Annotated in this window: 9 protein-coding genes, 1 pseudogene and 1 CRISPR repeat array; of the genes and pseudogenes, 9 read left to right on the forward strand and 1 reads right to left on the reverse strand. The window is 26.9% G+C overall.

Annotated features, from left to right (window positions below):
• The first annotated feature begins 85 nt into the window (after nt 1-85).
• The 4 genes and pseudogenes from cas4 (at nt 86) to J2S18_RS06435 (ending at nt 4587) form a co-directional block, all read left to right on the forward strand.
• On the forward strand, nt 86-604 hold the full coding sequence (gene cas4 / locus J2S18_RS06420; protein ID WP_307484769.1) for a CRISPR-associated protein Cas4: 519 nt from the start codon (nt 86-88) through the stop codon (nt 602-604).
• A 3-nt stretch (nt 605-607) separates the two neighbouring features.
• A pseudogene (cas1b, locus tag J2S18_RS06425) lies at nt 608-1591 on the forward strand (type I-B CRISPR-associated endonuclease Cas1b).
• 1 nt (nt 1592) lies between these two features.
• Nucleotides 1593-1856, forward strand: a complete 264-nt coding sequence (gene cas2 / locus J2S18_RS06430; protein ID WP_307484772.1) for a CRISPR-associated endonuclease Cas2 — start codon at nt 1593-1595, stop codon at nt 1854-1856.
• Between the two features lie 185 nt (nt 1857-2041).
• Nucleotides 2042-3915: a CRISPR direct-repeat array (repeat unit 29 nt; unit sequence GTTTTATCTTAACTATATGGAATGTAAAT).
• A gap of 207 nt (nt 3916-4122) precedes the next feature.
• Nucleotides 4123-4587: a helix-turn-helix domain-containing protein gene (locus tag J2S18_RS06435; protein ID WP_307484775.1), complete on the forward strand. Its 465-nt coding sequence runs from the start codon at nt 4123-4125 to the stop codon at nt 4585-4587.
• Between the two features lie 212 nt (nt 4588-4799).
• Here the strand turns inward: J2S18_RS06435 and J2S18_RS06440 are convergent, their stop codons facing one another.
• Nucleotides 4800-5819, reverse strand: coding sequence for a helix-turn-helix domain-containing protein (locus tag J2S18_RS06440; protein ID WP_307484778.1), 1020 nt, complete (start codon nt 5817-5819; stop codon nt 4800-4802).
• A 186-nt stretch (nt 5820-6005) separates the two neighbouring features.
• Between J2S18_RS06440 and J2S18_RS06445 the strand changes: the two genes are divergently transcribed.
• From J2S18_RS06445 to J2S18_RS06465, 5 genes are read left to right on the forward strand one after another with little or no spacing between them, the layout of a single operon-like run.
• Nucleotides 6006-7763 (forward strand): ABC transporter ATP-binding protein, encoded by a 1758-nt coding sequence (locus tag J2S18_RS06445; RefSeq protein ID WP_307484780.1) that lies wholly within the window; start codon nt 6006-6008, stop codon nt 7761-7763.
• Nucleotides 7747-9468 (forward strand): ABC transporter ATP-binding protein, encoded by a 1722-nt coding sequence (locus tag J2S18_RS06450; protein WP_307484784.1) that lies wholly within the window; start codon nt 7747-7749, stop codon nt 9466-9468. Before J2S18_RS06445 ends, J2S18_RS06450 begins: the two co-directional genes overlap by 17 nt.
• A 19-nt stretch (nt 9469-9487) precedes the next feature.
• On the forward strand, nt 9488-10084 hold the full coding sequence (locus tag J2S18_RS06455) for an MptD family putative ECF transporter S component (RefSeq protein ID WP_307484788.1): 597 nt from the start codon (nt 9488-9490) through the stop codon (nt 10082-10084).
• Between the two features lie 3 nt (nt 10085-10087).
• Nucleotides 10088-10804: an energy-coupling factor transporter transmembrane component T gene (locus tag J2S18_RS06460; RefSeq protein ID WP_307484791.1), complete on the forward strand. Its 717-nt coding sequence runs from the start codon at nt 10088-10090 to the stop codon at nt 10802-10804.
• The gene (locus J2S18_RS06465; RefSeq protein ID WP_307484794.1) at nt 10791-12206 is read left to right on the forward strand and encodes an ATP-binding cassette domain-containing protein; all 1416 of its coding nucleotides are present in this window, start codon (nt 10791-10793) and stop codon (nt 12204-12206) included. The genes J2S18_RS06460 and J2S18_RS06465 overlap by 14 nt, the downstream gene beginning before the upstream one ends.
• Nucleotides 12207-12359: the final 153 nt, after the last annotated feature.

Consider the following 12359-nt stretch of genomic DNA (forward strand, 5'->3'; position numbering starts at 1 on the left):
ATATAATTATAAAAAATTCATTACCAATTATGTCCTTGATTGATGATAACATTCAATCAAGGATTATTTTATGGGAGTGATTATTATGGAATTTAAATTTGATGAACTAAAAGTTCAAGGAACAAAGTTTAATTATTATTTCATATGCAAAAGAAAACTATGGCTATTTTCAAAGGGAATATCTATGGAAAATCAAAATGATAGAGTATTACAAGGTACTGTTGTTCATGAGAGTTCTTATAAAAATAAAGAAAATAAAAAAGAAAAGCTTATTGATAATATGATAAAAATTGATATTATGGATAAGGAAAAAATAAGTGAAGTAAAAATAACTAGTAAAATGAAAGAATCAGACAAAATGCAGCTATTATATTATCTATATTATTTAAAAAATATGGGAATAGAAAGAAAAGGAACTTTAAATTACGTAAAGGAAAGAAAAGTTGAAGAAATAGAACTTACAGATGAAGATATAAAACATATAGAAAGTGCCTTAATTGATATAAACCATATATTAAATCTTGAATATCCACCTAAAGTTAAAAAATATCCTTATTGTAAAAAATGTGCTTACTATGAATATTGTTATGTGAAGGAGGTTTAAAATATGGGAAGAGATTATTATGTTTTTAGTAGTGGAAATCTTAAGAGAAAAGAAAATACTGTATATTTTATAGATTCAGAAGATAATAAGAAAGCTATACCAATTGAAGAAATAGAGAGAATGCATTTATTTGGAGAAATAGATTTAAATACAAAATTTTTAAATTATATATCAAGATATGGAGTAATCATAAATGTATATAATTATTATGGATTTTATAGTGGTACATATTACTCAAGAAAAAAGAATGTTTCTGGATTGCTTTTAGTTAAACAAGGACTTGCATATTCTAATAAAAAGAAGAGATTAAAAATAGCAAAATCTTTTATAGATGCAGCTTTTCATCATATTTTAAGAAATTTAAGAAGACATAGTGAAGTTCCAAAAGAACTAATAGAAAATATAGAAATAGAAAGAGAAAATGTAAATAATTCAAATGATATAACAGAACTTATGGGTGCTGAGGGAAGATGAAGAAAACTTTATTATGAGGCTTTAAATTATTTTTTAAAAGAAGAATTTAAATTTAATAAAAGAGAAAAAAGGCCTCCTAAAGATCCCATAAATGCATTAATATCTTTTGGAAATAGTCTTATGTATACAACTGTTCTTGGAGAAATTTATAAAACACAATTAGACCCAACAATTAGCTATCTACACGAACCTTCAACAAAAAGATTTTCATTAAGTTTAGATATAGCAGAAATATTTAAACCTTTAATGGTTGATCCAATTATATTTAAATTAATTAATAAAAATATGATAACTTTAAAAGATTTTATTATTAAAGATGAACTTTGTTATTTAAATGATATGGGAAAGAAAAAGTTTATAAGAGAATATGAAAATAAATTAATGACAACTATAAAACATAGAACTTTAAATAGAAAGGTTTCATATAGAACATTAATAAAACTTGAGTGTTATAAATTAATAAAATATTTTATTGAAAATGAAGAGTATAAAGGATTAAAGGCATGGTGGTAATATGTTTGTTGTAATTACTTATGATGTTGGAGAGAAGAGAGTAAATAAAGTAAGAAAGAAATTAAAGATGTACCTTACATGGACACAAAATTCAGTTTTTGAAGGCAGTATAACTGAAGCAAAACTTAGAAAATGTTTATCAGAAATTGATTTAATATTAGATGTAAAATACGATTCTATATATATTTATAAGGTGAAGAATAACAAAAATATAAATAAGTATGTTATAGGTAGTGAAAAAAATTATGATGAATTATTTCTATAAAATTTGCAGTAGATTAAATAATAATAAAAATATATTATAAGCTAGATATACCAATGGGTTAGATATAAAATAAAAAGATATTAAAATAAATTACTAACGATTTACTGCAAAAACATTACAAATATAGTAAAATATTAATATGCAAATGGCTTAGTTAAGACATTTTTTTATTAATATTTTATGGGGTTTTATCTTAACTATATGGAATGTAAATCAAACTAAACCAGCTATTTATATATATGATAATTCTTGTTTTATCTTAACTATATGGAATGTAAATATTCCAAAATACTTCCAATCTTTAATATCCCCTACTTGTTTTATCTTAACTATATGGAATGTAAATACAGGGAAGGTTAAAGAAGATTTATTTAATTCTAAAGGTTTTATCTTAACTATATGGAATGTAAATAGTACGCCACCAATAGAACTCATTAAATACGTTCATGGTTTTATCTTAACTATATGGAATGTAAATTAACAATTATATTATTATTAGTTCACGAAAACACACGGTTTTATCTTAACTATATGGAATGTAAATTTATATTCACCGTCAATAGTAATATCATATAGTGAAGTTTTATCTTAACTGTATGGAATGTAAATTAATGTTTGTAATACTGTACCCTCAGAAGTTTTTAAGTTTTATCTTAACTATATGGAATGTAAATATCGTTAACGCTGTTAAAAATGCAGGGTGTACTAAGTTTTATCTTAACTATATGGAATGTAAATGGCTCAAACGGATATAGAAACGGTAAATGGGGAAATGTTTTATCTTAACTATATGGAATGTAAATGGTGGATTAAAAGAAGGTGCAAAGGTAAAGATTAAGGGTTTTATCTTAACTATATGGAATGTAAATCTTTTAGCTTGTCAGGAATTTTACCACCGAGTTCGCCAGTTTTATCTTAACTATATGGAATGTAAATCAACTACTGTGTGTTTGTACCATTTCTTACCTTCTTCGTTTTATCTTAACTATATGGAATGTAAATATTTCATTCGATTTAGAATATGATACTATAAGATACGGTTTTATCTTAACTATATGGAATGTAAATCATTTAATTATTAATGGAGAATATTTTGAACTTTTAGGTTTTATCTTAACTATATGGAATGTAAATAACAAAATATAAGGCTTTTAAATTCCACTCTATTTTTAGTTTTATCTTAACTATATGGAATGTAAATGATACTAAGGCAGAGTTAGATGTTGAATTATTAGCACGTTTTATCTTAACTATATGGAATGTAAATTTTATGGTTGGAAGAGATAGCAAATTATTAAAGGAAGTTTTATCTTAACTATATGGAATGTAAATGATGATAATGGTAATCTTGTGGCAACTTTAACTAAAAGTTTTATCTTAACTATATGGAATGTAAATCCAAGTACCAATAGATACTTAGAGAGCTTTGAACTTGGTTTTATCTTAACTATATGGAATGTAAATACAGCAACAACATATGAAGATGTAGAAAAAGCAATAGAGTTTTATCTTAACTATATGGAATGTAAATGGAAGTAGTTTTTCAGTGGATTCAAGATGATTCGGGGTTTTATCTTAACTATATGGAATGTAAATTGAAATTACTAGGTTAAACGAGGAAATCGAAAAACTTGGTTTTATCTTAACTATATGGAATGTAAATTTTTATATTGTAATCGACGAACTTTTAAAAATTGTAAGTTTTATCTTAACTATATGGAATGTAAATATTAGAGCCGTTAAAATAGAAGATATGGAACTTAATGGTTTTATCTTAACTATATGGAATGTAAATTCGATTATCATTTTTCCGTCATTGTTGTCTACTGCTCGTTTTATCTTAACTATATGGAATGTAAATACTCTTGTTTACCTGTTGTTTCTTCTCCGTGATTAAGTTTTATCTTAACTATATGGAATGTAAATTGGAATATTATTAAAGTGTTATTAGCAGGTCCAGTTGGGTTTTATCTTAACTATATGGAATGTAAATATGTTATGGGAAAATATGCTTAGAATGGATAAAGATAGTTTTATCTTAACTATATGGAATGTAAATTATAAAGTAATTACATTTGTTAATTGATATAGTTGTTTATCAAACTATTAAATAAAGTAGAATTTAAAGCGATATTATTTATGTACTCTTTTCTGAATAAATAACAAATTATATATTCAACTAATGGTAGATTTTTTATTAATCAACCACCAGTTCCTTAAAATATATTACTTTTTAATATATCCTAAGTGTAGGAGGTAAAAATAAATGAATCAATTGCAAATAGGAAAATTTATTTCAGAATGTCGTAAAGAAAGCAACTTAACTCAAGTGCAACTAGCTGAAAAATTAGGTATAACAAACAGAGCTGTATCAAAATGGGAGACTGGCAATAGTATTCCTGATGCTTCTATTATGATTGAGCTTTGTGATATATTAAATATTAGTGTAAATGAGTTATTGTGTGGGAAAAGATTAAATGAAGAGGAAAAGCATATGGAATCACAAAAAAATACACTTACTGTGATTGTAGCAAAAAAAGAATTGGAAAATATGCAAGTTTTAGCTGAAATATTGATAGTAGTAGGAATTATTATTGCAATTACACTGACATCTGTGATAGCTGTATCTACAATACAAAAGATTATTACATTGACTGTGGGATGCTTTATATGGGGATATGGATTATGGTTAAGAATTAAATTGAAAAAAACAATTAGTAAAATTTCATGATTATTAAAATAAACTTCAGTTTATAGCTTCACGTTTCACTTACCGTACTTGTTTTCTACTTATTTCTGTTAAGTTAATTCCAGAATAAATAAATTTACTATAATATTTTCTGATTTTAATCATAATGGACACATACTTTCTTAAATAAAATTATATTTAAGAAAGTATGTGTCCATTAATTTTTATATTAATAATAAATAATTTTTAATAAATTATAGTTTATCTTTAAATGAAGATGTATTATCTAAAATATCATTTTTACATACATGCAACACATCATAATTTGTAGAACTTAGCTTTTTGATTTCTCGAGGATATATTCCTTTATATTTTTTAAAATAAGTTGTAAATTTGCTGTGGGATGAATATCCAACAGCCTTTGCAATATCTTTAATATCCAATGTTGTAGTAAGTAATAGTGTTTCTGCAATATTCATTCTTTTTCTTTGAGTGTATTCTGTAATACTCATTTGATATTTTTGCTTAAATAAAGTTTTTAGTTTTGTTCCGCTCATCATAGCAATTTTTTCTAAAAGCTCTTGAGGAATATCTAATGCATAGTGGTCATTTATATAACTTGCAACATTTTCAATAGCTTTTTCGTCAGCTTTTGATATTACTTTTGCTTTTGCTTTATTCACATAAGCATCAAGGGTAATACTTAACCACTCTTTTGCTTTTGCCTCAAGAAATATTTCAGCTGCAGGAGAAGTCATAGTACAGTTTAAAATAGAATTTGCAATTTTTTCTAAAGGTTTGGTAACAAGCTCTCTAGTATCAAAGAACATATCAGAAATATTTATATTTGAGGTATATTTATTACATGATATATATTCTTTGAACATTTTTTCTTTGAAATTTATTCCAACACTTAAATAAGGAAAATTTGAGTGTAGAAGGAATCGATAATTTTGATTGTTTACACTTGTAACAAACATAGTGTTAGAGGTAAGGGCTTGATAAGGAGAGAAGCTCTCACCATTGGCTGATATAATATATGATGAAGAAAGCAACATAAACTCACTCATATCAGGAAAAGAGTCAACTACTCTTTCTTTTTTTATAAAAAAATCATGGATATCAATAATAAAATGATCTGTTTCATAATACCAATATAAACCATCAAAGTCTTCATTATGCATGCAAAAGATTTTACCTACCTTGCAATATTTACAAAAGGTATCACAGGGATTCCACCCCATTTCCTCAAGAAAATTTTGAAAAGTATTCATAAAGCACCTCCAAATATCCCAATTAGACAATATTCCAATTAGACAATAATATATTTGATTTATTGTACCATATTTTAGTATATGATACAATTATTAAACCAAGATGCTGAAGAAAATAGTTTTTTATTCTATAAAAATAAAAAACTATGCATTTAAGTGTCTAAATGGGATAAAAGGAGGTATTGTATGTTCAATGTTTATAAGAAATTGATAAGCTATGCTCCAGAAAAGAAATATTTATTGTTTTTTACGATTTTCTTTTCTGTAGTATCAGCAGTATTACAGATTTGTGCTTTTTATTATTTGTATGAGTTTTTAAATAAACTCATTACAGAAGGAAATTCTCAAGGGGCTGGTACATATGCTCTTTATATTGCAGTGCTAATGATGTGTGGTGGAATTTTATACTTTTTATCACTTACTCTATCACATTTGTTTGCATTTAGACTTGAAACTAATTTAAGAAAGTTTGGGATTGATGGACTTACTAATGCAAGTTTTCGTTTTTTTGATATGAATTCTTCTGGTAAAACAAGAAAGCTATTAGATGATAATGCTGCACAAACTCATATGGCAGTAGCTCATCTTATACCTGATAATACTGGAGCTATAATTGTTCCAATACTTGTTTTGGTTCTTGGTTTCTTTGTCAGTATAAGAGTTGGTGTTGTACTTATAACACTTGCTGTTTTAAGTGGTATACTTATGTTTTTTATGATGGGTGAGAAGAATTTCATGAAAATATATCAAGAATCTCTTGAAAAATTAAGTTCTGAAACAGTTGAATATATTAGGGGAATGCAGGTAGTAAAAATTTTTGGGGTTGACGTTAGGAGTTTTAAGGCACTAAATAATGCCATTAAGGAATATGCAAAATATGCTCTTGATTATTCTTTAAGTAGTCGTAAACCATATGTTTTATTTCAAGAACTATTCTTTGGGTTAGTTGCAATTGTTGTACCTCTTATTTTGTTATTTATAGATATTACAAGTAATCCAAAGGAAATTGCAGTAGAACTAATTATGCTATTTTTCTTAAGTGGAGTACTATTTACTTTTGTGATGAAGGTTATGTATCTTTCAATGTATATCTTTCAAGCACAAGATGCTGTTGATAAATTAGAGCAGTTATATGATGAAATGCAAAAAGATAGTTTGAGCTTTGGAACAGAAACAAATTTTAAAAATTTTGATATTGAATTTGATAATGTGTCCTTTGGTTATACAGATAATATGGTTTTAGAAAATTTAAGTTTTAAGCTTGATGCTGGAAAATCATATGCTCTTGTTGGTGAAAGTGGTAGCGGTAAATCAACAATTGCTAAGCTTATTTCTGGATTTTACAAAATAAATGATGGTGAAATAAAAATTGGAGGTAAGCCTCTAACAAATTATACTAAGGATGCAATTGTTAATAACATTTCTTTTGTATTTCAAGATTCAAAATTATTTAAAACAACTTTATTTGAAAATGTAGCTTTAGCAAATAAAAATGCTAGTAAAGAAGAAGTACTTCGTGCAATGCATCTTGCAGGCTGCGATAGTATTTTAGATAAATTTAAGGACAAAGAAAATACTTTGATAGGATCAAAAGGAGTGTATTTATCTGGTGGTGAAAAGCAAAGAATAGCAATTGCAAGGGCAATTCTAAAAAATGCACAAATAGTAATATTTGATGAAGCAAGTGCTGCTATTGATCCAGATAATGAACACGAACTTCAAAAAGCCTTTGCAAATCTGATGAAGGGTAAAACGGTTATCATGATTGCACACAGATTAACAAGTATCAAAAATGTGGATGAAATTTTAGTACTTGAGAATGGAAAAATAATAGAACGTGGAACTGATAAAAATTTAATGAAAGAAGATAGTGTGTACAAGCATTTTCAAGATATGTATGCAAAAGCTAATGATTGGAGGGTTTTAGATGAAGAAGTTATTTAAAGAAAGATTTGCTCTTACAGAGCAAGGAGCAGAAGATCTTGTAAAAGCAAGCTTTGCATCATTTCTTACTTATGCAATGAATATGATACCTGCTATACTTTTAATGCTATTTTTTGATCAACTAGTACTCTCTAATGTAAAAAGTAATAGTTTGTATTATATATTTTCTGCTGTGATACTTATTGTTATGTACATATTACTTACCATAGAATACAATGCTTTGTACAATGCAACTTTTAAAGAAAGTGAAAATATGCGTATTGATATTGCAAGAACACTTAGCAATTTGCCGCTATCTTATTTTTCAAAGCATGATTTGTCTGATCTTGCTCAAACCATTATGGGGGATGTGGCAGCACTTGAACATGCACTTTCTCATGCTATTGCAAAGACAATTGGATTTGAAGTCTTTTTCGTAATAATTTCTATTATGCTAATAATTGGAAATGTGAAGCTAGGTCTTGCAGTTCTTATACCAATATTTTTATATTTTGCTTTAATTTATCTTTCAAAAAGAATGCAGATAAGGAATCAAACAAAATACTACAATAAACTAAGAGAAAATGCAGAAAGTTTCCAAGAAACAATTGAACTTCAACAAGATATTAAAAGTTATGGAATGTCTGAGCAAATCAAAGAAAAGTTATATAAAGAAATGGAAGAGGGAGAAAAAATACATATTAATTCTGAAGTCTCTGTTGGGTTATTTAATAGTCTTGCAAGTGTAGTACTTTATTTAGCACTTGTAGGTGTTATTGTATTAGGATCACATATGCTAATTCTTGGAGAGATTAATATACTATATTTTATCGGATACCTTTTGGCTTCTATGAAATTAAAAGAGGCAACTGATGGAATAGGATTTAATATGGCAGAGCTATTTTATATAGATGCCATGATACAAAGAATAAAAGAAATTAGAAATACAAAAGTACAAGAGGGAGAAGATGTTTTATTAAATAATTTTGATATTGAACTTGATAATGTAAGTTTTTCATATGATGAAAATATTCCAGTACTAAAAAATGTTACTTTTGTTGCAAAACAAAATGAAATAACAGCACTAGTTGGAAAAAGTGGTTGTGGTAAAACTAGTATATTAAAGTTAGTTTCAAGGCTTTATGACTGTGATACAGGCACAATTAAAATATCAGGAAAAGATATTAAAGAAATATCTACAAAATCGTTGTTTGATAAAGTATCTATCGTATTTCAAGATGTAACATTATTTAATGCATCTATCTTAGAAAACATAAGAATAGGTAACTTAAAAGCAACAGATGAAGAAGTGAAAAATGCAGCAAAGCTTGCTAACTGTGAGGAATTTATAAGTAAACTTCCAGATGGATACAATACAACAATAGGTGAAAATGGAGCTAGTTTATCAGGTGGAGAAAGACAAAGATTATCAATAGCTAGAGCATTTTTAAAAAATGCGCCAATTATAATATTAGATGAAATTGCAGCATCACTTGATGTTGATAATGAAAAGAAGATTCAAGAAAGTTTAAATAAGTTAACTAAAAATAAGACAGTATTAATTATATCTCACAGACTTAAATCTATTGAAAATGTAGATAAAATTGTGGTTATAAATGATGGAACAGTTGAAAATATGGGAAAACATAAAGATCTTATTTATACCTCAAAGGTATATGGAGATTTGGTGAATAAAACAATTTTAGCAGAGAGTTTTACTTATTAATAGGGTAGGTGATAAAAGAATGAATAAAGAAAAACTTAATGTTAAAGATTTGATTAATATAGGATTATTTACAGTTTTAATATTTGCATTTACTTTTGTTGGTGGAATGATTGGATTTGTTCCTGTGCTTATGCCACTGGTACCTTTTGTTAGTGGTGTACTTTCAGGTCCTGTTTCAATTCTATTTGCCACAAAAATAAAAAAAGCAGGAATGCTATTTATTGAGCAGATGATTATTGCAGTTATATTCGTTGTTATGGGACATGGACCCTGGATGCTACTTACAGCAGCAGTAGGAGGAGTGCTTGGTGAATTTATACTAAAGAAAGGTAAATATAAAAGTATTAAATATGCTAGATTTGCCTTTGTAGTAGCTACTCTTTCAGGCCTTGGAAATTGGCTTCCTATTTTCTTTGCAAGAGAAGCTTATATTAAGCAAATGATTGATTTGGGTTATGGACAAGAGTTTGCAGATAAGATGATGAGCGTTCTACCTAATTGGTCATTATTACCTATAATTATATCTGGAATGTTTGGTATGTATGTTGGTTGTACAATTGGAATTAAGATGCTAAAGAAACATTTTGTAAAAGCAGGTATGGTTAAGGAGGGGTAAAGGTTGAGTGGAAAAAAGTTTAGGTTAGATTTTCGTACAAAACTTTTTATGACCCTAATTCTTTCCTACACTTTACTTCTTGGAAATCTACAACAAAAATATTTATATGTGGCAGTAGTAGCATCTCTACTGCCATATGTATTTTTACTTTTTCAAAAGGAGTATAAAAGTGTTTTAATTGGATCAGGATTTATTATTGTAGCTCTATTGATACAAAAATACTATTTATATCAAAGTGCAGGAATAATTAATACTTTCTTTTTATTTATTTCTATGATTTTCCTTAGAATGTTACCAGGATTTATGATGGGTAAATACACCCTTTCTTCTACAAATATGAGTGAAATTGTGTATTGTCTTAAAAAAATGAAAATACCAGATGAAATTATAATACCTATTACAGTTATGACAAGATTTTTTAATACTATTAAAGAGGATTATTCTCAGATAAAAGATGCTATGTATTTACATGGACTTACAACAAGAAGACTCTTATTTAAGCCAATAAAATTTTTTGAATATAGAGGGGTTCCTCTTTTTATGATAGCTACAAAGACAGCAGATGATGTAGCTATATCAGCAATGACAAGAGGGATGAAAGTAAGAGAAAAAAGAAGTACTCTTACAGAAAGTAAGTTTGCTTTAGCAGACTATATATGCTTTCTTCTTATGTTTGTATTAATTGGTTTTTATATAGGAGGGAAATATGCTGGAAATTAAAAATTTAGAGTTAAAGTATGGGGATAAGATTATTTTAGAAAATATAAATTTAAAAGTAAAAAAGGGGGAGATACTTCTTCTTACAGGAAACTCTGGGTCTGGGAAGAGTACTCTTTTGAAGGTTTTAAATGGTATTATTCCAGAGATTAATGAGGCAGATATTTCTGGTGAAATAATATTAGAGGGTAAGCCAATATTAAAAGAAGACATTTCAAATAGAAGTAGATTTGTATCTACAGTTTTTCAGAATCCTAAGACACAGTTTTATTGTGTAGATTCCACAGATGAACTTGCCTTTGCACTGGAAAATAGAAATATACCAAAAGATGATATGATAAAAATAATTGATGAATATACTTCACTTTTAAACACAAAGCATCTTATGAACAAAAATATTTTTTCTTTGTCAGGAGGAGAAAAACAATTAATTGCAATTACAAGTGTGGCTTGTATGAACAATGAAGTTTATATATTTGATGAGCCATCTTCTTCTTTAGATAAAAAATCTATTGAGTTGTTAAAAGGTGCAATGATAAAACTCAAGAATGCAGGTAAAATTATTATAGTAGCAGAACATAGACTTTACTATTTAAAGGATGTTATGAATAAAATTGCAATTTTGGATAAGAGGAATGTGAAAGTATTTGAAAAAGAAATGATAACTGAAAAATTTTTACACCAGTTAATAAAAAAATATAATCTTCGTACAATGAATGAAATAGACATAGATGATTTGAAAAAGATTGGTGTTTCCAGAGTAGATTTATATGAAAAAGAAAATAATAAGATGAATTTAAAACAAAAAGATATAGTACTAGAATGCAAAAATTTTGAAGTCTCTTATGCAAATAAAAAAGTATTTAATATGAATATTTATTTTTCAAATGATATTTATTTTATTATTGGAGAAAATGGAGTAGGAAAAAGTACTTTTATTAAAAAGCTTTCAAAGTTGGTAAAGGGAAAAGGAGAAAGTTTTTATAAGGGAAAGAAAATCCATAAGCCTTATAAATTTATCTCTATGGTTATGCAGGATGTGAATTATCAAATTTTTACAGAATCTGTCTGGCAGGAAATATCTATAGTAAGTAATGATGATATTAAAAAGAAAAAGGTACTTGAAGAGCTTGATTTGTATGATAAAAGAGATATGCATCCTCAAGTTTTATCAGGTGGGGAGAAACAAAGATTGATGATTGCTTTAGCTAAAGTTTGTAATAAACCAATTGTTATTTTTGATGAACCAACAAGTGGGCTATGCAAAAAACAAATGCTTCAAATGGTGCGTTATCTAAGGCAAATGAAAGAGGAGGGTAAGGTGATTATTGTTATTACACATGATTATGAATTGATTAATGAATGTAGTGGTAGGATATATGAGTTTGTTAAACAGAAAGGTTAGATAAGTGTACAATTAGTAATTAAGTATATGATAAAATCTTTAAATGTAAATATATTGATTAAACAAGATAGAAAGAAGTAAAATGGTGAAAGCTAACTGAATATTTTAGTAGGTTAGCTTTTATTTTTTTATTAATTTATGTTAGTATATAAA

The organism is Eubacterium multiforme (assembly GCF_030813415.1).
GTDB classification, from domain to species: Bacteria; Bacillota; Clostridia; order Clostridiales; family Clostridiaceae; genus Clostridium; species Clostridium multiforme.